Genomic DNA, 23231 nt, shown 5'->3' with positions numbered 1-23231 from the left:
CACCTGGCACCTCACCCCAGCCACCGCATAGCGAAAAGGGCCGCCCGGCCCACGGCCGGACAGCCCCAACAACAAGATTTTCAGCAGCCTTCTAGACGAGTCTTTCCGAATGCTTGCGGGCGCGGGGAGAGGGTGTCCATGATCGTTTGTGACGACGAACCTGGACACCCTCGTGACCGCACTGTACGTGAAGATCGACGATGAGTGGGCCGGTACTGCCCGGCTACCCGGACGGCCGCCCAAGCTCAGTCACTCGGAGTTGATGTGCCTGGCGGTCATGCAGGCGGTGCTCGGCTTCCACTGCGAGGCCCGGTGGCTGCGGCACCTGCGTAAGCACTACCGGCACCTGTTCCCGTTCATCCCGCAGGACTCCGGATACAACAAGCGGCTGCGGGCCGCGCTGCCGCAGATCAAGCGGCTGATCCGGATGCTGGCGAAGGACACGGACTTCTGGCACGACACCGTGTGGATCACCGACTCGACCCCGGTGCCGTGCGGGATGTCCCGCCCCACGGTCAGACGCTCGGAGTTGGCGGGCTGGGCCAACTACGGCTACTGCGCGTCGCATTCCCGCTTCTTCTGGGGGCTGCGGCTGTACCTGGTGTGCACCCCGGCCGGGATGCCGGTCCTGTGGGCCCTGGCCGATCCGAAGCTCGGGGAGCGGGAGGTGCTGGCCGCGATGCTGGAGATCGACGCCGGCCTGGTCCGCGAGCGGCCGGGCCTGCTCCTGATCAGCGACAAGGGCTTCGCGTCCAAGCCGTTCGAACAGTCACTGTCCGAACAGGGCATCACGCTGCTGCGACCGTCCCGCAAGAAGGAGGTCCTGCGTCCCGGTGAACCCATGCTGAAGAAGGTCCGCCAACTCATCGAGTCCGTCAACGACACTCTCAAAGGCCAGCTTGACCTGGAACAACACGGCGGACGTACCGTCGAGGGCGTAGCGGTCCGGGTTGCTCAGCGCGTGCTGGCACTGGCTGCTGCGATCTGGCACAACTTCCGCACCGGCCAGGCGATCAGCCGTTCACTGACCGCCTATGATCACTGACCGTATTCGGACAGACTCGTCTAGGTAGCACAGCGGCACCAGGCCGGGGGCGGCCTCGGTGCCGACCAGGCCGCGCAGGGCGGGGCCGGCGATGGCGTCGGGGAACAGTTCGCCGCCGTCGATCCTGGCCGCCCCGAGCCGGGTGCCGCCGGGGTACAGCGCTTCGACCGGGCAGGGCCCCAGCGCGTTCCAGCGGACGATCACGGTGGTGGCCGGCTGGCATACCTCCTGCGGTGGCACTCGTACGAGCACGATCGGCTCGTCTGGTCGCCGTGGCGCGGTGCGGTTGAGGAGGTGGACGCCGCCGAGGACGACCCAGGCTCCCCGGTCCGAGGGCTGCTCATCGGGCACGCTGGTCTCCTTCGTGTGAAGCGGGTGCCACGGGTGATCGCCCTGCAGCCCGAAGGGGCCACGGGTCGGCCGGACATCCCCGGATGGCTGCCTGCTCGTCGCTGCGACGTCCGGCCGGTTTGTCGGCCTAGGGTGGGGCGGGTGAGTCATGGTGAAGTCGGTCAGGTGATCTTGGACGAGGCTGTTGCGGATGCCCGCCTCGCCGCATGGGAGTTCGACGGTGCACGGGCCTGGTTGGAGGAAGCCCGCCGGCATCCCATGGAGCCGCTGGCGGCCGAGGTGTGGGTCACCGACCCTGCTTTCGAGCACGTCCTGCTGGTCAAGCACCGTGTGCGCGGATGGGTGCCGCCGGGCGGCAAGGTGGAGCCGGGCGAGGCGCCGCGTGCGGCGGCGGCACGAGAGCTGCTGGAGGAGACCGGCCTGCGCACCGAGTTGCTGCCCGAGCCCGCGGCCGTGGCGGTGCGTTCCTACCGGGCCGACTGGTCTCCGACGCTGGGCCTGTCCTACGCCGCGATCGTGGGACGCGACGTGCCGCTCGCCGGGGAGCAGAACCAGCCGGCGGCATGGTTCCGTCTGGACACAGGCTGGGACAGTGTCTTCCCCGAGGACCGCGAGCGGATCTGTGCGCACGCTCGCCGTCTGGCAGCCGGCTGGGCGGTCGGCTCCCGCTGAGGTAGGTCCCTGGCCGCCGTTCACAGGAGGGCCTCGATCCGGTCGAGGTCGGCCAAGGGCATGGTGACGAGCTCAAGGTCGTGCAGGAAGCGGCACCACACCGGCTCCAGGCCGGGTTCGCGCTCGAACTCCTCACGGCCCAGGCATCCGTTGGCGTGCGCGGCGGTCCGCAGCGCGTGCTGCTGCAGCTGGGCCGGGTGGATCCACCGAGGGGTGCGGACCTCCCGGGGCGAGGGGCACAGAGACCCGGAAACCTCGGCCTGGAAGATCCACCAGTGGTGGCCGACCGGACCGCTGGGCGTGCGGCGGCAGCGGTTGGGCCGCCACTGATCCAGCAGCAGGTGCAGGTGGGTGACGGTAAGACCGACCTCTTCGGTGACTTCGTCGCGGGCGGCCTGCTCGGGGCCGCCATGCTCGTCGACGTGGCCGGCGACCGGGGCGATTCCGGCCGGAGGAATCGCCCGCTCGAAGACCAGCAGGCCGCTCGGAGAGGAGATCAGTACCCCGACGCTTGCGTGGTCACAGAGGCGGGCCCCGCCGTCGGGAGCCGGGGCGGCCGGGGTCATGCGGTGGCCTCCGGCCGTTGGGCGACGACGACGAGCCAGCTCGTCACGGCCGGGGCGTCGGGGGTTGTCATGGCGTAGGCGGCGTCGAGGATATGCATCCGCTGGGCGTGGGTGAAGTCGCCCTCGGGCCGCGCGAAGACGGGGATGGACAGCCACGCCTTCTTCTCGGCCATGGTGCTGTGCTGGGCGGTGACCTCTGTGCCGACGACCGTCAGTCCGGCTGAAGTCAGCTGCTCGGTGACTGTTTTCATCGGAAGCTTCGGCGGCCTGTCCGCGTCGCGCGGCGGTGGGGTATATCCGTGGGTCTCAGCGGCGACTTGGCGGATGAGGGCGTTCAGGGTAGGTCCGGTGCGGGTGGACAGTTCGTCGGGGTGCCGGACGCCGGCGAAGCCACCGCCGATGTTGAAGACGAAGTGCCCGCCTGGGCGCAGGATGTGGGCGACGGCCGCGAACACTGCGGCGGTGTCGGTCTTCCAGATCGCGGAGTTGCACACCACGGCGTCGGCGCTGCTGGGGTGCAGGTGGTCGGCGAGCCGTTCGGCCGGGGAGGTGATCCAGGTCAGGCGGGAGTCGGTCAGGGTGCGGCGGCCGACGCGCTGCATCGCGGCGGCGTTGTCGACGGAGACGAGCCTGGCGTGGGCCGGGATCAGGTCGAGGATCGCGCGGGCGGTCGCGCCGGCGCCGCCGCACAGGTCGACCACCAGGCTGGCGTTGGCCAGGTGGCTGCGGCGTGCGAGGTCGCGGCTGGTTGCGTCGTACATGGGGTGGGCGCGGGTGAAGGCGTTGTACGCCTCGGCGTTGGTGTCCTCGTCCCAGCCGAGGATGGCGTCCTGGGGTGCCATGTTGCTGTGGCCTCGCTTCTCAGGGCGGCCCGGCAGTGCAGGCCGGGCGTTCGGACAGGTCAAAAGAGCGTGGACTGTACGGCGGCGGGCGGTGAGGAGAACTGTGCGCCGAGGGCGATGCGCCGACCCTTGAGGGTGCCGAGGTCAAGCAGGTAGGGCAGTTGCTTACCGTCGCCGTCGAGGGTGGCGAGGACCTGGGAGCCGAGGCAGGAGAGCACTGTCAGCCCGTGCTCACCGGAGCGTGGGTCGTGCGGGTACAAGGCGCGCCCGGTCTCCGGCGTCCGCAGCAGTTCGCCTTCGCTGGGTGGCGTCCACGGCTCCGGTGTGGCCGGGACGTTCAGGCCGCTCAGGGCCGCGGTGGCGCGGTCGAGGTGCTGCTGGTGGACGGCGCGGGCCGGGGCGAGGTCGCGCAGCTCGGCCAGGGCCGTCAGCTTGGCCGCGGCTCGCACGGTCTGCGTCAGGCCGAGTTGGCGGGTGAGGGCATCCTCCAGGAACCGCACAGCGCGGCCGTCAGCACTCCGGGCGAGGTAGGTAGCGATCAGGCCACCCTGTTCGTCGAGGCGGGAGCGCTTACGGGGTTCGGCCGCGGTGCCGATCTTGGTGGTGCCGTCGGCGAACGTCGCCAGGTACAGCCAGTGCGGCTGGGCCATGTACGCCGCCAGGGAGTCGGGAACGTGCCCGCCGGAGTGGAACCGGTGGGCGAAGCGGAAGTCGTCCCGCCCGGCGCAGGCCGGGCACTGTCCGCCGGCCTCGGCCGGGGCCCGGTCAGGGCAGGCGACCGCCTCGACGCGGACGCGGTCGGCGAACCGGTACCGGCCGGTGCACCACCGGCCGGTACCGCTCACCTGGTAACCCAGGCGCCTGCCCGTGACCGGGGCGTAGACAAGCGGTCCGCCGGTCACCTGGGCGAGCAGAAGACGGGGGTCTCCGCTCGCCCAGGTGATGCCGTGGCAGACGTATGTCCCGGTGGCGGGCAGGGCGTGGTCCATGGTGCGTTCCTTGTCGATCGGGGCGGAGAGCCGGGTCAGACGGTCAGGCGCAGACGGTCGGCCAGGGCAGCGGAGGCGGCCTTGAAGACCTGGTCGCGGTCCAACTGGGCGACGTCCAGCGTCAGCCAGGCGCCGAGGTCCGCCTGTTCGCGCATCTTGTCCAGGACGCTGTCCTGGTAGCGGATGAAGTCCTCGTCACCGCCGTCGGCGTGGCCGGCCTCCAGGGAAGTGAAAGAGCCCTTGCGGACGAGAGCCTCGCGGGCACGGATGTTCAGGAAGAACACCAGGTCCGGCTTCGTCAGGTGCGCGAAGACCTGCTCGCACAGGCGGGGGGAGACCTCGGGGTTGACCGCGTACCGGGCGAGGATCTTGTGGTGCGCGTTGTCGAGGATCACGTGGGTGCCCGCGGCGAGGGCTGGCTGGATGACGAGCCGGTCCTGCAGGGTGTACCAGGAGGCCAGGGCCAGCAGCCAGTAGTGGTCGCCGCATTCCTGGGCGACGCGGGCGTCGCGCCGGTAGACCAGCTCGTTGAGGCGGTCGAGGTAGGCGGACAGCTCCGGGTCCTGGGGGACGTCGGTGCTGTTCTTGCCGATGAGGACTGCCGTGTGGCCGGCGTCGCTGAGGGCCTGGTGCAGGCGGGCGGCGAGGGTGGACTTGCCGGCCCCGTCACCGCCGACGAAGGTGATCAGCTTCCCGGCTGCGGTGGTGGTCGGCGCGTTCGCCGTCATCGGGATTCTCCCAGGGTGTGGGTCGGGTTGGCGGTCAGGCGGCCGGTGATGATGGTGCTGATGCGGTCCACCAGGACGGCGCGCTGGCGCAGGACGTCGCTGTGACGCTCATTGGACAGGTCGGCGGGGTAGTGGGTGGCGAGGTTGTTGGAAATGACGTGGAGGTAACCGAATCTGATCCCCGCCTGGCGCGCCGCCGCTCCCATGGGTCCGATCTCCGGGTCGACGAAGGCGTACGAGGCGGTGTGCTGGACCAGCCAGTCGCGGTTCTCCAGCAGGATCGACGGGGAGGAGACGTGCAGGCCGCTGCGCACCCCGTCGTGGGCGGCGGCGTAGTCGCCGAAGAAGTCGTCCCAGCTCACCATCGCCCCGCGTACCAGGCTGGTGTTGCCGGTCGCCAGCCAGGCGTTCGGTTCGACGCCGGGGGTCAGCGAGCCGACCTTTCCGACGTAGACGACATCGCCTGCGCCGAGTTCGGCAAGGCGCGCGACGACCCGCCCGGCCACATCTCCCCAGATGCTGTGAAGGAACCCGAGGTAGACCACGCGACGGCCGGCGACTTCGGTGCGCTGCCACGTGTAGCCGGGTCCGCGGGTCCACACTCCGTTCTCGGGAGCGAGGTACTGAAGGCCCCAGCCGACGATCACCAGGTCGCCTTCCAGTTCCAGGTCGAGCGCGTCGAGCGCCGTTCGGCACTCCTCCTGCTCGGGCGGCTGATAGGTGACGGTGCCGGCGGGGCGGCCGGTCATGGCCAGGTACGTGGCGATGATCAGGGCGTAGTGCTGGACGTAGTCGGCTCCGGGGAACGCCTTGACGACGAGGTCACGGCCGTGGATCTCGGCGGTGGGCCGTTCGATGTTGAACAGCTTCCCGGTCTTCTCGTACCGGGAGATCACCGCCGTGCGGTCGTAGCCGCCGATGACGCGGATGCTGTCCCAGTCCTGGTCCTGGATGAGGTGGTGGACCTTGATCTCCAGGTAGCGCAGCAGCCTCGCGTGGGTCATAGTGTGCCCGGCCGGCTCGATCGGGGCGGCGCGCAGGAGTCCGGGGGTCGGGTCGGCGAGTAAGGGCGTCATCGGTGCTCCTCGGCGATCGTCACGGTGCTGCCGGCCGCCGCGCGAACGACGGAGATGTTCTTCCGGATGAGGTCGAACCGGTCTTCGGGGATCGGGCCGAGCTTCTCGATGCGGGGCGTGGAGGGCTTCTCGTACGGCCCTTCGGGCAGCAGGGCGACGCCCATCGCGCCGAGGATGACCGGGGCTGCGCCGTCCACGGAGGAGATCCACTCGTGCTCGCGCTGCTCGATCAGCTCCAGGTGCCCGGTCCGGCCCAGACCGAGCAGCCGGTAGATGAGCAGATCGTCGACCAGGCCGCGATCCTGCAGGTAGGCGGTCGCCAACCAGCGGGTGCGGCACAGTTGCTCGTCGGGATCCGGTCGACGCGAGGCCGGCAGGGCGATGGCCCCGGCCCAGCCGCTGGTCACGAAGGCGTCGTAGGTGCGCAGCCACTCGTCGTCGTCCGCGGCGTGCAGGACCGCGCACAGCCGAAATGCGTCGCCGGACAGCTTCCGGATCTCTCGCGCGGCCTTCTCGCTCGCCTTCAAGGTCGCGGTCCCGTCCCGCATGACGTCTGGCAGGATGATCTCCCTCGCGGACACCGCCAGCGCGGCTTCGACGAGGCTTTCCGCCGGCAGGGCGTAGCCGAGGTCGAAGAGCCCGTTGTCGATGATGATCTCGGCGCCGCGCTCGGCCTCGTGAGCGAAGAAGGCCCGGTAGCTCTCGTCGGACAGCACGTGCTGGGCGGCCACGTGGTGGACGCGGGCCGGCTCTTGGGCGACGAAGTTCTTCAGGTAGGCAGGCGGAGCGATGACGGAGAAGTCGATGCCCGCGGTGGTGATCACGACGCCCCCCACAGGCCGGTGGTGAGGGTGAGGAACTGCTGGGAAAGGACGGGGTCGGTGCCGAAGCGCCCGCCCGAGTGCACCGTGGTGGTGCGAGCCTCCTCCATCCGTACGCCCCGCATGCTCATGCACAGGTGCACGCCGCGCACGGCGACGGCGATGTTCTCGTGTCCGATCACGCCGTTGAGGTATTCGGCGACCTGGCGGGTGAAGCGTTCCTGAACCTGCAGTCGGCCGGCGAAGTGCTGGGCGATCCGCCCGAACTTCGACAGGCCCACCACCTCGCCATCCGGCACGTATCCAGCCGTGACCTGCAAGTTCATGGGCAGCATGTGGTGCTCGCAGAGCGACCACACGCTCATGCCGCCCACGATGACCAGCTGACCACCCAGCTGGGACTCGGTGAAGCAGGTGGCCGTTTCGGCGCCGTCCGGGGACAGGAAGGCTCTCCACCAGGCCGCGACGCGGTCCGGGGTGCCGGTCAGCCCCTCGCGGGCGGGGTTCTCGCCCAGCTCGACCAAGAGCTGGTGGATCAGGCCGGCGACCCGGCCGGTGTCGATGACCGCAGTGGGCCCGGCGACGGCAGCCGTCGGCGCCGCCGCAGGGCTGGCGATAGAGGTCGTCATGGGCGTCTCTCGTTTCCGGGGACTGGGGAACGGATGGGGCGTGGAGTCGCGTGCGGTCAGCGGCCTCGGGCGTCCGCGAAGGCCAACACGTGAAGGCGGGTGGTGAAGTGCCAGTGCCGGGCCGCGACCCCGTCCGCGAGGACCCGGGTAGTCGCGGTGATCACCTCGGGGGTGGTGCCCTCCGGCATCACCCACACCGGCGCGAGCCGGTGGGCGTCGACCAGCTCGGCGATCCGGTCGAGGTCGTCCACCGTGGAAGCGACGAACTTGAACGCCGCCCGCCCGGAGGCCACAAACGCCTCCAGCGCGGCTGGCACGATGCTCTTGGTCTCCTTCACGCCGAAGCTGGCAAGCTTGGGCGAGACGTTGAACCGGACCCCGTCGGCCACCAGCTCGGGGGTGGGCGCGATGGTGCCGTTCGTCTCGAACTCGATCCGCTTGCCGGCTGCTATCAGTCCCCGGACGAGAGGCACCAGTCGCGCCTGCTGGATCAACGGCTCGCCGCCGGTGATCACGACCAGCTCGACCGGTGAAGACGTGGCCCAGGCCACCAGGCCCGCGACGGATTGCCTCGTCGACTCCTCGTGCGGGTCGAAACGAGACCAGTCCCAGGTGTACTTCGTGTCGCATCTCGTGCAAGTGAGGTTGCACCGGGACAGGCGGATGAACAGGGCCGGGTGTCCGCAGCTTGGGCCCTCGCCCTGAAACGTCGGCACCTCGGTACCGAAGCACTCCGCGACGATCAGGGATTCGCCTTCGGCAGCTTCCGGTTCGAGGTTGAGCGGCTTGGTTGTGGTCATTGGCCCACCACATCGAAGCGGGCCCAGCTGCTTGCGGTCTCGCGGACTAGGACGGCGACAAGGCGGCCGGGGATCTCCGACTGGAGGTTTTGAACGAACCAGCCAGCCAGGAACTGGGCCAGGCGCTCCGAGGTGGGCTCGAAGGGCAGGATCTCGTGCAGGTTGTGGTGGTCGAGCTCGGTGTCCAGGAACGACTTGAACGGGGCGAGCGCACCGAAGTCCGTGACAAAGCCGGGATCCTCCAGCGCGGATGCAGTGAGGATGACCTCAACCTCGTAGCTGTGCCCGTGCTGGCGGGAGCACTTGTGCTCATGCGGCAGCCGGGGAAGCCGATGGCCAGCCTCGAAGGCGAACTTCTTACCGATGGTGAAATTGCCGGGCGGTAGTGGAACAGCAGTGAAGCCCATTCGATTTCTCCGAGAGGTGAGGGTGTGGCTGATTCGGGCGGGGTGGGGCAGCCGCCTCTTCAGGCGGCTACGGGCTGTGCCCCCAGGTGGTTCTTCGCGGCCTTGTCCAGCACCTTGGTGAAGTGCTCGGCGCGCTCGTCGCCCTCGGCCTCCTGAGCGCGGAGGCCCCCGAAACGGGCCCAGTACCGCCGGCAGACGTCCCTCTCCAGCAGCTTCGAGGCGTAGAACGGCAGACGCCCGTCCCGGACGAAGCCGAGGCGGTCGCGCAGGCTGAGCATGCAGATGAGCTGGTTGGCCTTCAGCAGCTGCATGTACTCCTCGACATCCAGGTCCTCGGGCGTCCAGAGCTTGGCGAGGTCAGGGTTGGCGGACATCTGCGTCAGCCAGTCGAGTTGGTTGCGCGCGACGGTCGCCTCATTGCGTTCGGCCTGGTGCCGCGCGTCCTGCCTCAGCCGGGCGGCTCCGACCACGACGGTGGCGAGGGAAACCGCGGCGCCGGCAGCGAGGACGGCGGTGGTGAGCCTCATGCTTTAACGGTCCTTTCACGCAAAGTGATCTGGGGCGAGGGCGGGTCTGTGGAAGCCTGCGGGGCTCGCTGCGTCATGCGACCCCCGCTAGCACGACGGCCGGTGAGCCGCCGTCAATGTGATCCAGGGCGTACCGGCGGCGCACAGTGTCCAAAGCGACGGCGATCGGCGGCAGTCCGACGGCGGCCCTTCGCTGGTCCAGCAACTGCGGCGCACGCAGTGGGCACAGCTCCACCCCTGCTGCGCTGAGGACGAGTTGCGTCCCGAACTCTTGGGGTCGCCCGCTGTTGACCAGGGCGCGGTCGTGAAGGTGGGCCCAGTGCTGGATGCGCGCATCGCCGTCCTGGACCGCACGTTTCAAAAGGGTGGTGGCCGCCCGCTGGAAGTCGGGTTCGTCGTCGGCGTGCAGAGCGATGCTCCAGGCGGCACGTGCTGCGTCGGGGCCCACGAGACGGTGGCCGGGCCAGTCATGTTCGGCCAGGATGCGGCGCAGCACTTTGGTGTCGGCGTGCTCAGCGTGACGGTCCTGGCCGAGGTGGACGGCGTCGAGCTGGTTGCGTACGCGTCTTGCCCGGCGTGCTGCCGACTGTGCGGCGCGGGCGATGAGTTCGCGGGCGAGGTCCGGCCGCAGCGGTTCCGCGGTCCTCACGCGATACTCCGCTGGTCGGCGGCGGACTGCGGCTCGTGGACCTGGCAGCCGATGAGCGCGCTCAGCCCAGGCCGAAGCTCGGCGGTGAGTTCGAGGCGCGCGACTCGTTCATGGTGCTGTCCGGTGCCCGATCCACGGACGTCCCAGCCCATGTCGGTGAGCCGACGAAGGAATGTGGCGATCGGATCGACGTCGAGAGGATGGCGGGCCATGGCCTCGGCCCGCACAAGCGGTACCTCGAGCCGGGCGGCGAAGTCGGAGGCCCACAGAGTGATCAGCCGGACGGTGTCATCGGAGTGACCGGGCAGGGTGTGGACGCAGTCCAGGAAGAGGCACGGGCCTTCGCCCCATCCGAGGTCGGGCCCGCGTTGCGGGATCATGCAGGCCAGCAGCAGCCCGTCCTCGAACAGTCCAGCCGGCTTCACCTGCGGGGCGCGGAACAGGGCCGGGATATCGGACCGGGCGGGTGTAGGCACGCCGCGCATCGCGAGCCAGCGCTGACGGTCCTGGACGAGGGCCGCGGCCTCGTCCCGTTCGGCGTCGGTGCGCAACGACCGCATCTCGTACACGGCCGGTAACCCTGTCGCGCACTGGCTTCGAGACGCGGGGGAGGACTCGATGGCCGTAGAAGCGGGTGAGGCATTCACTGGCTAGCTCCGCTCTCCATCGTGGTGACCCGCCTGGCGCCCAGCAGGCCCCACGCGTGGGCCCAGACGACAAGTTGGGTGGTGTTGGCCGCCCCGGTCTTGTCGAGCAGTTCGTCATGTGCGGCTCGCACGTCGGCGGGCGCGATCTTGGCTATGGCAGCAATGTCGCTGGGATTGCTGTGCTCAGCGACCGCCCGCAGCAACAGTTGCTGCTCTGGACTGAGTTCCAACATTGGCCTGTCCGTTGCGGGCGGAGCGACCTGCCGGGCGCTGCACAGGAAGTGCACGATCACCGGGGGCTTGCAGCGGGGCGGGCAGTGGAGGCTCTCCCGGATGTCGCGTACGTACTGGCGGACGGTCACGGCCGACAGCCCGGTCCTCGCGGCGATCTCTTGAGGGCCGAGGCCGTCCACGAGGTGCTGGGCGACGCGCTGCTGGGTCGGGGTCAGGGGGGTGATCGGTGCGCTGGTCGTCATGCGCGGGGTCACGGGTGTCTCTTTCGCGGCTGGGTTGAGGGATATCGGGTGGGGTGTCGCCGGACCCCGCGGGGGCCGGGGGCCGGCGACACGGGCCCGTGCGCGGCGGTCTGGATTCACGGGGCGCCGCACACGGGGGCTCATGCGGCTGTCGGGTCGGGGCGGGCCCACGCCGCTTCGGCGGCGACACGTTCTGACCACTGGATGTGGGCCTCGTCGAAGGCGGCGTCGGCGAGGCGTATGCGCTGGACTTCGCCGGTTCCGGCCGGTGGGTAGGTGAACTGGATGTCGCGCCACAGGCGCTGGAGGATGTAGTCGCCGTTGAGGGCGTGGGCGCCGTGCAGCTCCATGGCGTCCTGGGTTGACTGCATCGCCCACTGGTGGCCGAGGTACTTGGCGTTGATCAGGTCGGTGTCGCAGGGCAGGCCCTGGTCGAGGAGGTGCACGGACTGATAGGCCAGGATTCGCCCGGCGCGCAGGCGGGCCTCCATGTCACCGATGCGGTCCCGCAGAACCGGCAGATCGGAGAGGGCGCCTCGGTAGCGGGAGCGCGCCTTGAGGTAAGCGGTCGAGGCGGCCACGACTGCCTCGTGTATTCCCAGGCTGACTGCGGCCAGGTTGGGACGGCCGTACAGGATGCTGCTGCTCTGCGCTACGCCCAGCCCCTGGCCGATCTCTCCGACCACGTTTTCCTCGGGGACGTGGACGTGATCGAGGTCGAGGCGGCCGGCGGAGAAGCCGTGCAGGCCGAGGCCGGGACGGTGGTCGGCGACTGAGAGCCCTCGGTGCTTGGATTCGACCATGAACGCGGTCAGCGCCTGGGAGGTGCTCACGCCTGCCTTGGCGGTCCGGGCGACCACGAGGTGGGCTCCCGCGAGGTGGCTATTCCCGATGTGGATCTTGCTGCCGGTGATCACCCATTGGTTGCCGACGTGCTCGGCGATGGTCTCGATGCCGCCGATGTGCCCGCCGGCTCGCGGTTCGGTCACGGCGATCGACAAGAGCAGTGAACCGTCCGCTACGCGGGGCAGCCAGCGGCCCTTCTGCTCGTAGGTGGCGAAGTGCAGCAGGGCGCCGACGGGGATCAGCGTGGCCTGGAGGATGGCCGCCGCAGCCGCCGAGACGCGGGCAATGCGGTGGACGAGGATGGTCTTGGCCACGTGTCCGGCGCCCAGCCCGCCGAAGGAGGACGGGACGGTGACGGCGAACCAGCGTCGTGCGGCCATCAGGTCGGCGACCTTGCGCTCCACCCTGCCGGGGGCGGCCTCCATGCGTGCGGTGCGCGGCGCGATGTGCTCGGCCGCGAAGGCGTCCGCCTCGTCCCACAGCAGTTCGTGGCGGGCGGTGAGATAGGGGCGCAGCGCCGGCGGCGGCGTGGTGGGTGTGGCGGGCATGGTCGTCTCCCTCTCCCTGGATGAAGGTCGCACGGTGGAGCGGCCGGGGATCGCCTGCGGCTCCCGGGTGGGGGGTCGTGGAACGGACTAGCGGACGGGCGCGCGGGCGATGTGGTCCATCACCCGGACGCCGGCGTTGACGACGATGTCTCTCAGCCGTCGGGCCTCGCTCAGGGGCCGCTTCTCGGGGTCGATGACGCACACCGTGCCCAGCACGGTGCCGCTGTCGTGGATGAGCGGGGCACCGAAGTAGGAGCGGATCCCGACCGCGTCGACCACGGGGTTGCCGCTGAAGCGCGGGCTGGCGTGCACGTCGTGCAGCGGAAGCGCCTTCTTGCGGGCTATGACCTCCGGGCACCAGCCGTGGTCGCGGCTCATGGTGCGGCCGACGATGACGTACCCGCTGTCCGCGGGCGGCTGGTGCAGCCCGACGAAGGTCTGCTCCTCCAGGAAGAGGTTGACGAAGCCGTACAGGAACCCGGCTCGTGTGGCCATGTCGCGGGCCAGTTCGTCGAAGTCCTCGCTGGCAGCGGTGGGCACGCCTAGGCGATCCAGCAGCTCATACCGCTGCGCCAGCTCGGTCGCCTGCTGGGCCTGCGGGACGGGGACGGCGGCGCCGGCGGGGAGGGATGGCCCATGGGTGACGTCCCGCATGGTGCGTCGCGGCAGCGACTGCGTGAGGGGGGCGATCTGCCGTGCGCGGTAGGGATCGTTGGGCTGATACGACATCAGGCGTCCTGAAAGGTGGTAGTGGATGCGGGGCGAGCGGGGCTTGCCGATGCGCTCTTCAAGGCGTGGCCAACGAGGGTCAGCAGGACGCCAGCGACGTGGTTCGGATCGCGAGCGTCGCAGGTGACCACCGGCACAGAGGCGGGCAGTTCGAGGGCGGTGCGGACCTCTTCGGGGTGGTAGCGATGTGCTCCGTCGAACTGGTTCACCGCGACGACGAAGGGCAGGCCGATGTCCTCGAAGAAGCCGACGGGGGTGAAGCTGCTTTCCAGGCGGCGGGTGTCGACCAGGACGACCGCGCCGACGGCTCCGCGACAAAGGTCGTACCAGAGGTCGACGAACCGGTCCTGGCCGGGCGTGCCGAACAGGAACAATTCCAGGGGCACGGGCGCGTCGGGCAGGTTGAGGCGACCGAAGTCGAAGGCGACCGTGGTGGTCTGCTTGGCCTCGACGCCCGCCAGGCTGTCCACGTCCGCGCTCGCCTCGGTCAGGTACTCCTCCGTGCTCAGCGGCGTGATCTCACTGACGGCACCCACGGCGGTGGTCTTGCCCGCGCCGAAACCGCCAGCGATCACGACCTTCAGCACGGTCGGTGCGCCGGCACGCGGGCGCGACGACGGCCGCAGCACCACGGCCGGGTCACCCGGCCTGGGGGTAGGCGATGGCATCGGGCCACTTCCTCTTCAGGCCGGCAGATAGGGCCGCCAGCAGTTGTGCAGAGGGACGTGCATGCGCGTCGGACGCGGCATAGGCGGTGACAGGGACGACCAGGGCGTCGGCGTCCAGGAGGTCGGAGATGAGGATCTTGACGGCGGTTACGGGACGGCCGAGTCGGCCCGCCAGCTCGGTCACCGAACGCCGGTGCTCCCGGCACAGGGCGAGGATCTCTGCGCATTCCTCGGCCTGGCCCGGGCCGAGCCGCCCGGGTCCGGCATCCAGCACCGTGTCCAGGCCGAGCAGATGCCGTGGCCGGGTGCGACCGCGCGTCAGGGTGTAAGTCCGCACGAACGTCGAATCCTCGGCCGCGCTGCCGGGTGCGGTCACCGGACCTCATCACCCGTGCCGACGCGGACGGGGATCTGCATGTAGGGGGCGAACTTCTGCACCAGGCGCCCCATCTCGAACCCGACGGTGCCGGCATCGGCGTCCATGGTCGCGATCACCGCGAGGACCGTGTCCACCACGCCCCGTTCGTTGCCGGGATGGCCCTCGAAGGCCGCGCTGCGACCGGAGCCCTGGACGAAGATCAGACAGTCGTCTCGCTCGATGACGACCTGCCTCGCCGGCCTCTTCTTGTGGGTGGGACCGGTGATGTTCGCCGCGAGTGAGGCCACTCCGCTGATGGCGGCCGACAGTTCGTCCGCCCAGTCCTTGTCGACGTCGCTGTCCAGCAGCCGTAGTCCGTCCCGCGAGAGCAGGACGGCGTGCGTGACGCCCGTCGTGTCGGAGGCGAACTGCCGCAGCAGCCACGCCATGTTGTCCCGCTGTCCGCTTGCCGTTGTCTCGGTTGCGGGTGCGTCGCCGGTCACGTTGTTCATCGCGGGGTGGGTGCTCATAGGGATCGCTCCAGAAGGGGGGAAGGGCCAGCGGATGTAACGGCCACCGGGAACGTGGAGGGACGAGGTTCAGGGACTGGGGTGCTCTGTCGAAGCGGTGGGAGAACCGGCTTGCCCGCCGGCCTGGATGCCGGTGCGGAAGGCGGCTGCGAGCCCTGGCGTCGCCGCGGTCACGGGGGCTTGCTCCCGCTCGTGTGGCGGATGGAACGTGCCGGCCTGGCGTCTACGCGTGGGAAGGGCGGGCGCATCAGCAGAGTGACCTGCCTGTGCGGCTTCCGGCGCCCCTGCGGTACCGGGGCGTGGGACCTGCCCCGGCCTCGGGGTGGCTGGAGTCGCTGCAACCTGCTGCGGTGGCGGCGCCAAGGGGCGGGCATCCTGGGGCGGCGCGCTCGCATCGTCGACGAAGGGAATCGCTACTAGGAGCCGTGCCGGGATGACCACCAGGGCGGTGGTGCCTCCCGTCACGTTCTCCTGCAGGAGAACGGACAGCCCGTGCGACTGGGCGATCTTCGCGGCGACCAGCAAGCCGAGCTGCCCCGCTCGCACCTGGCCGCTGACGTCGACCTCGTCGGGGGCCTGGAGCAGGTGGTTCATCTGCGCCCGCGTCTGCGGATGCATGGGGATGGCCCGGTCCTCGACCTCGACCGCCAGCCCGTTCGCCACCCGCTGCGCACGCACCATCACCTTCGTAGCCGGATCGGAACACTCACAGGCGTTCTCGATCAGCTCAGCCAGCAGGTGCGTCAGGTCCGGCCCCACATGGCCGGGAAGACCCACCTCCGCGCCCACGGACCCGGCCGCTACCGCCACCCGCGGATACTGCACGACCTCGGAGACCGCGCCGCGTAGCACGCTCTTGACGGGAACGGGCCGACGCACGCTGCGCAGGGACTGCCCGCCCAGCACCGCCGTGCTCTCGACCTGGCGACGCATCCGCGTCACGAGGTGATCGATCTCGAAGATCTTGGCCAGCAGCTCCGGGTCGTCGGTCAGCATCTCCAGCTGGCTCAGTGCCTCAAGCGCCTTGCCGACCAGCGCGTGCTCGCGCATGGCCAGGCGACGCAGCACTTCCAGGAGGACGACGGACTGGGACTCGTCGTGCACCCGTATCAACGACGCGACGGCCCGCACTTGGAGAGCACTCAACGCCTTGTCAATCTCGGCGTCAGGGCTGGCACGTGGCGCCTGCAGGTCCGGCAGCGGCGGGCGTCCCCCGCGGCACAGCTCGTCCGCCGACCACTGCACCGACTTCTCGATGGCCGCGGCTGCCCCTGCGATTGCTGCCAGTGCCGTTGCCCGGGCCTCCTCCGCCGCTGCCTGTATGGCTCCTGCGGCCGTTCGCGCTCCGCGAGCCGCCATCGTGGCGACGCCCGCGAGTCCGCAGATCAGGCCGGCCAGGAGCCAGCCGGGGCCCACCGCGGACACCGACCAGAGGGTGAAGGCGGCACCCAGCAGGGCGGCAAGGAGCACTAGGGGCAGTGCGACGGCGCGGTGGACACGGTGCAGGGTGAACGCGTTGATCGGAGGCCGCCGTCGGCGATGGCCGGTGGCGGCCGGCCGTGCCGAAAAGGCGCTGTCAGGCATGGGAATCCTCGTCAGGGTGGGGGTGGCTAGGCGTGCTGCAGCGTCAGGTCTGCGCAGGTCTTGTGTGTGCTGCGTGCGGTCGAGCAGGGTGACGGAAACGCGACCGCGCCGCGGTGGGAGGACTGCGTCGCCAGGAGTTGAAGCAGCCGGGCGCTCTGGATCAGGCCCATGTGGCTGAATGCCTGCGGGAAGTTGCCGAGCTGGCGCTGCTGGACGGGGTCGTACTCCTCGGCCAGGAGGCCGAGGTCGTTGCGCAGTGCGAGGAGGCGTTCGAACAGGGCGTGGGCCTCGTCGAGGCGGCCGGTCAGGGCCAGGGCGTCTACGAGCCAGAAGGAGCAGAGGACGAATGTGCCCTCGTCTCCGCTCAGGCCGTCCACCCCGGTGTGGTCGCCGATGGTCGGGTAACGGCGCACAAGCCCGTCAGACGTGGAGAGTTCACGGCGCACTGCGTCCACGGTGCCGATGACGCGCGGGTCGTTCGGCGGCAGGAAGCCAACGCGGGGGATCAGCAGCGTGGCGGCGTCGAGTTCCTTGGAACCGTAGGACTGGGTAAAGGTGTTGCGCACCGGATCGAAGCCCCTGGTGCAGACCTCGTGGTGGATCGTCGTCCGCAGCTCGACCAGGGGGGCCAGGTCCATGTCGAGCGCGCCGGCTTCGGCCAGGCGGATGGTGCGGTCGATCGCCACCCAGGCCATCACCTTGGAGTGGACGAAGTGCTGGCGTGCCCCGCGGATCTCCCAGATCCCCTCGTCGGGCTCCCGCCAGCGCTGTGCCAGGTGCTCGACGAGCCGCTGGTGCAGGACCGCGGTGTCGGCACAGTGGGCCACACCGCTCTCGTGCGCGAGGTACAGGGTCTCGATCACCTCGCCGTACACGTCGAGCTGGAGCTGGTCCGCCGCCCCGTTCCCGACCCGCACCGGCGTCGAGCCCTCATACCCGGGCAGCCAGGGCAACTCCCGTTCCCGAAGATCACGCTCTCCGGTGATCGCGTACATGATCTGCAGGTTCTCTGGGTCGCCGGCCACGGAACGCAGAAGCCAGCGCCGCCATGCCTGCGCCTCCTGCCGGTAGCCGGTCTCCAGTAACGCGGCCAGGGTCGTAGCGGCGTCGCGCAGCCAGGTGAAGCGGTAGTCCCAATTGCGTCGGCCGCCGATCTCCTCGGGCAGCGAGGTGGTCGGCGCGGCGACGATCCCGCCGCTCGGGTGGTAGGTCAGTGCCTTCAGCGCGATCAAGGAACGGACCACGGCCTCACGGTAGGGGCCGTCGTAGGTGCACTGCTGCGTCCAGTCTTGCCAGAAGGCGAGCGTCTCGGTGAGCGCCGCGTGCGGGTCGGGGATCTCCGGAGCCGGTGCGTGGGACGGGCACCAGCTGAGCACGAACGCCACGCTCTGCCCGGCGCGGATGGCAAAGGCACTGACGACGACCCCGTCCTTCTCCGCCTGCGGGACGCAGGTGTCGAGCCACAGTGCGTCCGCGCCGGCTTCCGCGACCATGCGCCCATCGGCCTCGTGGATCCACGGGCTGACGCTGCCGTATCCCGGCCGCGGACGCATGGCCGAAACCATTGCCACCTCACCGGCCAGACCCTCGACGATCCGGATCACCTGCGGTGCCCCGTCGCGAGGCGGCATGAAGTCCAGGACGCGGACCGACCCGGCCGGCGTGCGCCAGATCGATTCGAGGACGAGCGTGTCACCGCGGTACCGGCGCTCGGCGACCGCTCCGGGCCCGGAGGGGCCAGGCGCGGCCGGGGCGATCTGCCAGGTGCCGTGCTTGTGCGTGCCGAGCAGGCCGGCGAAGACGGCCGACGAGTCGAACCGGGGCAGGCACAGCCAGTCGATCGAACCGTCGTCGCAGACGTGGGCACTGGTCTGCATGTCGCCGATCAGGCCGTACTGCTCGATGCGCGGGAGGCGTTTCATCGTGTGGGTCTCCGTAGTCCCCGTGGACCCGGGGGTGGCTTCGGGGCCGCCGGGGCGGCCGGGAAGTGTCGGTGAGAGAGGCACGGTGGTTACCGGTCCGGGGGAGGTCTGTTCTGCCTCGGCCGGGGATCCACGTCCCGTGGAGCAATGCGGCCGGTTACTCGCTCACCACGAAGAGCCAGCCACGCCATGGGACCGAGAATCAGCGCGATCAGAACTGCCCCGGCGGCGGTCATGTCCGGGGCACCGACGCGGCCAGAACCACGCACGCGAGGGCGAGAGCGAAGACCGCGCCGCGCAGCACGTTGATCGGCGGCTTCCACCAGCGCCGTCTCTGGACCGACTTCGCAGGGGCCACGTCGTGGGCCTGCACGGCAGCGATAAGGTCTTGGGTCGCTTCGGCCAGCCTGACCAGATGAACCCTGCTGGGCATGTAGCCATCGGGGAGGCCGCCCGAACAGAGCTGCTGCGCACGGAGCAGGGCCGGCTCTTGCGAAGGCGTCAGAGCTCCGAGCTGGCTGACGTGTCCTCGCAGCCGCAGTGCGAGGTCTTCCACATCGGCGGCAGTATCGGGTAACGGCGAGTCCTCGCCCAGCACGAGCGCCACCGTTTCCGTCGCCGAGGCCGCCGGGGCACGTCGCAGGATGGGCTCACCAAGGGCGTGGCTTCTCCTTCCTTGATCACTGAGTTGGCACGCCCGGCGAAGGGCCAGCGAGGGACGCATGACGCAACTCCTAGGTGAATCAAGCCAACTTGAGCGAGGAACGCTGTGCACCGCAGGCAACTGACGTGCAAGGTGAGTGATCCTGCGGCTACGTTGAGCGAACCGCGAATCCCTGTCAGGGGGTATGCCTACGCGGCCCTCAAGGCCGTCAAAGGCGTCAAAGATCATTTCGGAACCGAGGGGCAGTACATGGCCCGTGAGAGAAACGTCGCCCTTGCCGCGCTCCTGCGCGAAGCGGGCTGGTCCCAGCCCCAAGCAGCCGCCGCGGTCGCTCGCGTTGCCGCGGAGAGCGGTGTACGCGAACTGGAGGCTATTTCCCGCTCCCACATCGCCATGTGGGTCCAGGGCACGAAGCCCAGTGGACGAGCGCCTCATATCCTGCGTGAGACGCTGTCCCGCAGGCTCGGCCGACGCCTCACCCTCGCTGACCTCGGACTGGAAGATGGGCCGACAGGATCCACTGACAGTAGTTCTGACTGGAGCGTCGACCCTCTGACCGTGCTGGCCGAGCTGGGAAGCGACGATCTGGACATGCACCGACGCAAGCTGTTGGCTACCACCGCGTACTCGGCCGCCGGCCTCGTCCTGCCTGCCGCTCCATGGTGGGCAGCCGCCCCGGCCGCGGCGGCCTCGCGCCCTGCAGTCTCCTCCCGGCTGGTGACTCAGGCTGACATCGACGATGTCCGCAAACTGACCACCTTCTACTCCGCGAGGGACCAGCAGCGCGGTGGAGCCTCGGGGCGCTCGGCCCTGGCCGGCCATCTTCGCGACGAAGCGGTGCCGCTCCTGGGCAGCAGGTTCCGAATGGAACAGCACCGCCGGGATACGTACTCGGCCGTGGCAGAGATGACCTACCTCGCCGGCTGGATGGCCTTCGACGCCTCCGAGCATCGGACCGCCCAGCGCTACCTCACCCTCGCCGCACGCATTGCGGCCGAAGCCGCAGACGGACCGCTGGGCGGCCACATCCTGCGTGCCCTCGCCCATCAAGCAGTCGACCTCGGGCACCCACGCAGAGCGCTCGACCTGGCCGACGCCTCCATGTCCCGCACCCACTACGGCCAGGCCAGCTCGCGGGAGAAGGCCCTGCTCGCGGTAGTCCATGCCCGCGCCCTGGCCGCCGGCGGCGACCGCCGCGGCACTCTCGCGGCCATCAGTCGCGCGGAGAGGGACCTCGCACGTGCCGATAACGAGGATGCCCCCGACCGCGTCAGCTTCTTCCAGGAAGCCTCCCTCGCCCACGAGACTGCGTGTGCCTTGCGGGACCTGGGAAATCCTCTCGACGCGGAGTTGCATTTCCAGCGCAGCGTCGCCACCCGCCGGCGGCAGCAGTATGCCCGTACCCACAGTGTGACCCTCGGCTACCTCGGTGCTGTCCAGGTCCAGCAGGGACGCCTCGATGAGGCATGTGGTACCTGGGGACAAGCACTTGACGCCATGGCTGGCGTCCAGTCCGGCCGCGCCCGCGACGTCATCGTCCGCATGCAGAGCGACCTCTCGCCTGTGCGGCAACGTGGTGGCCGCCACGTCGCCGAACTGGACCGCCGGGCGCGGGAAATGCTGCGCGCCATAGGCTGACCACAGGGCACGTCCGCAGCTATTGACGGCAGCTGCTGAACACGCAACCCCGTTAGAGAGGAACGAGCGCCGATGGCAACGTACGAGGTCGAATCGATCGCAACGGTGGTCGGGGGCCACACCCGCGTTCAGGACGATTACCAGGGCGGAGTCGAGTCGGTCATCCGACTCAACGAGGCGTACCCCCTTGAGACGCTGCAGGGAATCGAAGAGTTTTCCCACCTGACGGTGACCTGGCTCTTCCACCTGGCGCGACCGGAAGACGTCCAGCTCCACGCACGCAGCCCCCGCGGGAATCCGGACTGGCCGTCGACCGGTACCTTCGTCCACCGCAACCATCGGCGTCCCAATCAACTGGCGATCAGCTACCCGCGGCTGCTCGAGGTCGAGGGACGGGACCTGTTGGTCACCGATCTCGATGCTGTAGACGGAACGCCCGTGATCGACTTGGCACCGTACTTCGAACAGATGGGGCCTCGTGGCCCGATCCGTCAGCCCGCCTGGCCCGGCGAGATGCTCGAACCGAATTACTGGGCGAAGGCAAGCGAACGGCCCTCGGAGCGCCCTGTGTGACAGAAGCGACTGAGCTGCCCGGCTTGCCATTTGCATCGTCGGCAACCAACTGGAGGTCTGGCTCAAGCTGCAGCCCTCGCGTCTTGGAACTCACACCACGTCTCCTCGCCGCTGCTCTCCCATGCGTCTGAGATCGCATCGACCAGCCGGATCCCGCGCCCCGATTCACCGTCGGGTCCGGCTTCCTTGAGCACAGCGGGCGCCGGGTTGTGGTCGGTTACCGAGACACGCACCACGTCGACGCCCACCGTGATGCGGAGCACGACTTCGCCCTCACCGTGGACTACGGCGTTGGTGACCAGCTCCGAGACGGCCAGTACGACGAGCCCCGCCACCGGCTCCGAAACACGGCACCGCCGCAGGAACGCCCTGGCTATGCGCCGCATCTCCCCGACCTTCGCGAGGTCGGGGAGAAGGGCCGCCTGACAGGCATGGGATGCCGCCGGTACCTCTGCCCTCGCCCATGCGCCGGGCTCGTCTTCCTGAACCGGCCTGACGCATGACGCGCCTGCTGTAGCCGCACAGCTACGGATGCCCCCGCCGGGCGGGGCCGCCTCTTGGAGCCTGGTCATGTGGGCTATGGCACCGCGCGGCGACGCCGTCGACCAGGGGAATCCAGAGGGGGAAAAATATGTCAAGGGGGAAACTGTAGGGGGGAATTGAGGCCATGATTGGATTCCGCCCACCAACAGAGGTCACACTCATGCCAGACCCGTTCGCCGACCTGCTCCTCCGGCTTCGGCAGGAGGCGGGCCGGACTCAGGAGGAGCAGGCGGAGGCGATCAACGCTGTCTCCGGCCGGGACACCATGACCCGCCGAGAGATCAGCCGTTATGAGAACTTCGAGAACATTCCTACCAACCACACGATCGGCCACATCGCGGCGGCCTGCGGTGTCCCCTTCGAGGAACTACAGCGAGAGGCCAAGGCCGCCCGCGCTCGGAAGAGAAAGGGGCATGCCGATGCAGGGGAGGAGCAAGACGCCGTGAAGCGTCGCACGCTCCTGGGTAGCGCCACCATCGGCGTGAGCGTGGCCGCCGAGCCCTGGGGGCGCCTCGCCTTCGCCCTCAGCAAGGGGGCCAAGATCGATTCGCCCGCTGCCGCCGCGCTCATCGACCGAGCCGCTGAACTGCACGTCCAGGAACTTAACCTCAGCGCGCGGCGGCTACAAAAAACGGTCGAGTCGCATCTTGACGCGATCACTGCGGCCCTGCCTCGTGCAGGCGATCACGAAGGCGCTCTCACCATCGCCGCCGGAGAAACCGCCGCTCTGGCCGGTTGGGTGGCCTGGGACCTGGGGGAGCACGACAAAGCCAACGCCTACTACAAAGTCACGTCGCAGTGCGCGGCGGCTGCCGGGCATCCTCCACTCCGAGCCCTGGCCCTGACCTACAGCAGCTACGGCGCTTTGACGCCAAAGGCGAAGATGGAGTTCCTCTCCCAAGCCGCCAACGACGTGCGCGGCCACGGTAACGCTACTGCTGCCGCCTGGGTTCTCGGTAGGCATGCGGAAGAAGCTGCGGCGGCCGGCGACGAGGTGGGGGCGCTCCGGGCGTTAGACCGAGCGCGCTTCGCTTACGATTTCGCGGACCACGCCAGCGAGCAGGCATGGGTCAGGTTCGTGACCCCATACCGCATGGACTCGTTGGCCCTGTCCGTGTACGGCCAGCTGAGGCGTCCCGAGCTCACGTCCACAGCTGATACCGCGGTCGACCGCCTCGGAGACGGACTACCGGACGGGGGCGTCGTGGTCCTCGGTGATCTCGCTTCGGCCCTACTGCGTGGGGGTGACGTCGACCAAGGCGTCTACGTGGCACGCCAGTTTGCTGCGGCGGCACAGGCCAAGCCCAACACCATGGGCAAGGAGCGGGCGGCGGCTATTGCAGCGTTGCTTCCTGACAGCGAACACGAACTTGCCGTTCATTTCCGGCGGTTCGCATCCTGAT

28 protein-coding genes are annotated in these 23231 nt (G+C 69.4%); 5 read left to right on the top strand and 23 right to left on the bottom strand.

The annotated features are described in order from the left end of the window. The first annotated feature begins 148 nt into the window (after positions 1–148). Entirely contained in the window at positions 149–1045 is an 897-nt protein-coding gene (locus ABTY98_RS30685; protein WP_352224302.1) for an IS982 family transposase, read from the top strand. Here the strand turns inward: ABTY98_RS30685 and ABTY98_RS30680 are convergent. Beyond that, on the bottom strand, positions 1022–1396 hold the full coding sequence (locus ABTY98_RS30680) for a hypothetical protein (protein ID WP_352224301.1): 375 nt from the start codon (positions 1394–1396) through the stop codon (positions 1022–1024). The two genes, ABTY98_RS30685 and ABTY98_RS30680, sit on opposite strands and share 24 nt — an antisense overlap. Before the next feature lie 141 nt (positions 1397–1537). Between ABTY98_RS30680 and ABTY98_RS30675 the strand changes: the two genes are divergently transcribed. Continuing rightward, positions 1538–2068, top strand: a complete 531-nt coding sequence (locus ABTY98_RS30675) for an NUDIX domain-containing protein (protein WP_352224300.1) — start codon at positions 1538–1540, stop codon at positions 2066–2068. 20 nt (positions 2069–2088) lie between these two features. Here the strand turns inward: ABTY98_RS30675 and ABTY98_RS30670 are convergent, their stop codons facing one another. The 21 genes from ABTY98_RS30670 to ABTY98_RS30570 form a co-directional block, all read right to left on the bottom strand. Further along, positions 2089–2634, bottom strand: coding sequence for an NUDIX domain-containing protein (locus ABTY98_RS30670; protein ID WP_352224299.1), 546 nt, complete (start codon positions 2632–2634; stop codon positions 2089–2091). Then, positions 2631–3476 (bottom strand): class I SAM-dependent methyltransferase, encoded by an 846-nt coding sequence (locus tag ABTY98_RS30665; RefSeq protein ID WP_352224298.1) that lies wholly within the window; start codon positions 3474–3476, stop codon positions 2631–2633. The genes ABTY98_RS30670 and ABTY98_RS30665 overlap by 4 nt, the downstream gene beginning before the upstream one ends. A gap of 59 nt (positions 3477–3535) precedes the next feature. Further along, on the bottom strand, positions 3536–4465 hold the full coding sequence (locus tag ABTY98_RS30660) for a DUF2797 domain-containing protein (RefSeq protein ID WP_352224297.1): 930 nt from the start codon (positions 4463–4465) through the stop codon (positions 3536–3538). A 35-nt stretch (positions 4466–4500) separates the two neighbouring features. Further along, on the bottom strand, positions 4501–5193 hold the full coding sequence (locus ABTY98_RS30655; RefSeq protein ID WP_352224296.1) for a dTMP kinase: 693 nt from the start codon (positions 5191–5193) through the stop codon (positions 4501–4503). Next, positions 5190–6269 (bottom strand): hypothetical protein, encoded by a 1080-nt coding sequence (locus ABTY98_RS30650; protein ID WP_352224295.1) that lies wholly within the window; start codon positions 6267–6269, stop codon positions 5190–5192. The genes ABTY98_RS30655 and ABTY98_RS30650 overlap by 4 nt, the downstream gene beginning before the upstream one ends. Further along, positions 6266–7093 carry a hypothetical protein gene (locus ABTY98_RS30645; RefSeq protein WP_189902691.1) on the bottom strand — a complete coding sequence of 276 codons (828 nt, stop codon included), beginning with the start codon at positions 7091–7093 and terminating at the stop codon, positions 6266–6268. The genes ABTY98_RS30650 and ABTY98_RS30645 overlap by 4 nt, the downstream gene beginning before the upstream one ends. After that, the gene (gene folE / locus ABTY98_RS30640) at positions 7090–7719 is read right to left on the bottom strand and encodes a GTP cyclohydrolase I (RefSeq protein WP_181802182.1); all 630 of its coding nucleotides are present in this window, start codon (positions 7717–7719) and stop codon (positions 7090–7092) included. The genes ABTY98_RS30645 and folE overlap by 4 nt, the downstream gene beginning before the upstream one ends. Before the next feature lie 56 nt (positions 7720–7775). Next, positions 7776–8519, bottom strand: a complete 744-nt coding sequence (locus ABTY98_RS30635; protein WP_352224294.1) for a 7-carboxy-7-deazaguanine synthase QueE — start codon at positions 8517–8519, stop codon at positions 7776–7778. Then, positions 8516–8926, bottom strand: coding sequence for a 6-pyruvoyl trahydropterin synthase family protein (locus tag ABTY98_RS30630; protein WP_093593327.1), 411 nt, complete (start codon positions 8924–8926; stop codon positions 8516–8518). The genes ABTY98_RS30635 and ABTY98_RS30630 overlap by 4 nt, the downstream gene beginning before the upstream one ends. A 59-nt stretch (positions 8927–8985) precedes the next feature. Next, positions 8986–9453 (bottom strand): DUF6082 family protein, encoded by a 468-nt coding sequence (locus tag ABTY98_RS30625; RefSeq protein WP_352224293.1) that lies wholly within the window; start codon positions 9451–9453, stop codon positions 8986–8988. Positions 9454–9526: 73 nt separating this feature from the next. Then, on the bottom strand, positions 9527–10102 hold the full coding sequence (locus ABTY98_RS30620; RefSeq protein WP_352224292.1) for a DUF6624 domain-containing protein: 576 nt from the start codon (positions 10100–10102) through the stop codon (positions 9527–9529). Next, on the bottom strand, positions 10099–10671 hold the full coding sequence (locus ABTY98_RS30615; RefSeq protein ID WP_073948156.1) for a carbohydrate kinase family protein: 573 nt from the start codon (positions 10669–10671) through the stop codon (positions 10099–10101). Before ABTY98_RS30615 ends, ABTY98_RS30620 begins: the two co-directional genes overlap by 4 nt. Before the next feature lie 74 nt (positions 10672–10745). After that, positions 10746–11237: a LuxR C-terminal-related transcriptional regulator gene (locus tag ABTY98_RS30610; protein WP_352224291.1), complete on the bottom strand. Its 492-nt coding sequence runs from the start codon at positions 11235–11237 to the stop codon at positions 10746–10748. Between the two features lie 128 nt (positions 11238–11365). Further along, positions 11366–12619, bottom strand: a complete 1254-nt coding sequence (locus ABTY98_RS30605; RefSeq protein ID WP_352224290.1) for an acyl-CoA dehydrogenase family protein — start codon at positions 12617–12619, stop codon at positions 11366–11368. A gap of 87 nt (positions 12620–12706) precedes the next feature. Next, positions 12707–13348, bottom strand: coding sequence for a GAF domain-containing protein (locus ABTY98_RS30600; RefSeq protein WP_352224289.1), 642 nt, complete (start codon positions 13346–13348; stop codon positions 12707–12709). Continuing rightward, a complete protein-coding gene (locus ABTY98_RS30595; protein ID WP_189902706.1) occupies positions 13348–13980 on the bottom strand; it encodes a GTP-binding protein in 633 nt (210 codons plus the stop codon). Before ABTY98_RS30595 ends, ABTY98_RS30600 begins: the two co-directional genes overlap by 1 nt. Before the next feature lie 7 nt (positions 13981–13987). After that, positions 13988–14392, bottom strand: a complete 405-nt coding sequence (locus ABTY98_RS30590; RefSeq protein ID WP_352224288.1) for a DUF742 domain-containing protein — start codon at positions 14390–14392, stop codon at positions 13988–13990. Beyond that, complete coding sequence (locus ABTY98_RS30585) at positions 14389–14904, bottom strand: roadblock/LC7 domain-containing protein (RefSeq protein WP_352224287.1); 516 nt, start codon at positions 14902–14904, stop codon at positions 14389–14391. Before ABTY98_RS30585 ends, ABTY98_RS30590 begins: the two co-directional genes overlap by 4 nt. A 69-nt stretch (positions 14905–14973) precedes the next feature. Continuing rightward, entirely contained in the window at positions 14974–16488 is a 1515-nt protein-coding gene (locus ABTY98_RS30580; RefSeq protein WP_352224286.1) for a sensor histidine kinase, read from the bottom strand. Positions 16489–16514: 26 nt separating this feature from the next. Continuing rightward, positions 16515–18410 carry a glycoside hydrolase family 15 protein gene (locus ABTY98_RS30575; protein ID WP_352224285.1) on the bottom strand — a complete coding sequence of 632 codons (1896 nt, stop codon included), beginning with the start codon at positions 18408–18410 and terminating at the stop codon, positions 16515–16517. A gap of 232 nt (positions 18411–18642) precedes the next feature. After that, positions 18643–19017: a DUF6415 family natural product biosynthesis protein gene (locus ABTY98_RS30570; RefSeq protein ID WP_243279311.1), complete on the bottom strand. Its 375-nt coding sequence runs from the start codon at positions 19015–19017 to the stop codon at positions 18643–18645. A gap of 306 nt (positions 19018–19323) precedes the next feature. On the opposite strand from ABTY98_RS30570, the gene ABTY98_RS30565 reads away from it, so the two are divergent. Together ABTY98_RS30565 and ABTY98_RS30560 are read left to right on the top strand one after the other, a co-directional pair. Then, complete coding sequence (locus ABTY98_RS30565; protein WP_352224284.1) at positions 19324–20712, top strand: NsdA family TPR-like regulatory protein; 1389 nt, start codon at positions 19324–19326, stop codon at positions 20710–20712. 72 nt (positions 20713–20784) lie between these two features. After that, the gene (locus ABTY98_RS30560; protein ID WP_055493703.1) at positions 20785–21285 is read left to right on the top strand and encodes an SAM-dependent methyltransferase; all 501 of its coding nucleotides are present in this window, start codon (positions 20785–20787) and stop codon (positions 21283–21285) included. A gap of 62 nt (positions 21286–21347) precedes the next feature. Here the strand turns inward: ABTY98_RS30560 and ABTY98_RS30555 are convergent, their stop codons facing one another. Next, positions 21348–21857, bottom strand: coding sequence for an ATP-binding protein (locus ABTY98_RS30555; RefSeq protein ID WP_167794341.1), 510 nt, complete (start codon positions 21855–21857; stop codon positions 21348–21350). A gap of 131 nt (positions 21858–21988) precedes the next feature. Between ABTY98_RS30555 and ABTY98_RS30550 the strand changes: the two genes are divergently transcribed. After that, positions 21989–23230 carry a helix-turn-helix transcriptional regulator gene (locus ABTY98_RS30550; protein ID WP_165684222.1) on the top strand — a complete coding sequence of 414 codons (1242 nt, stop codon included), beginning with the start codon at positions 21989–21991 and terminating at the stop codon, positions 23228–23230. Position 23231 lies beyond the last annotated feature (1 nt).

The organism is Streptomyces sp. NPDC096040 (assembly GCF_040303265.1).
Classification (GTDB): Bacteria; Actinomycetota; Actinomycetes; order Streptomycetales; family Streptomycetaceae; genus Streptomyces.
The sequence above is the reverse complement of the archived record's forward strand: the minus strand, read 5'-3'. Positions and strand labels throughout refer to the sequence as shown.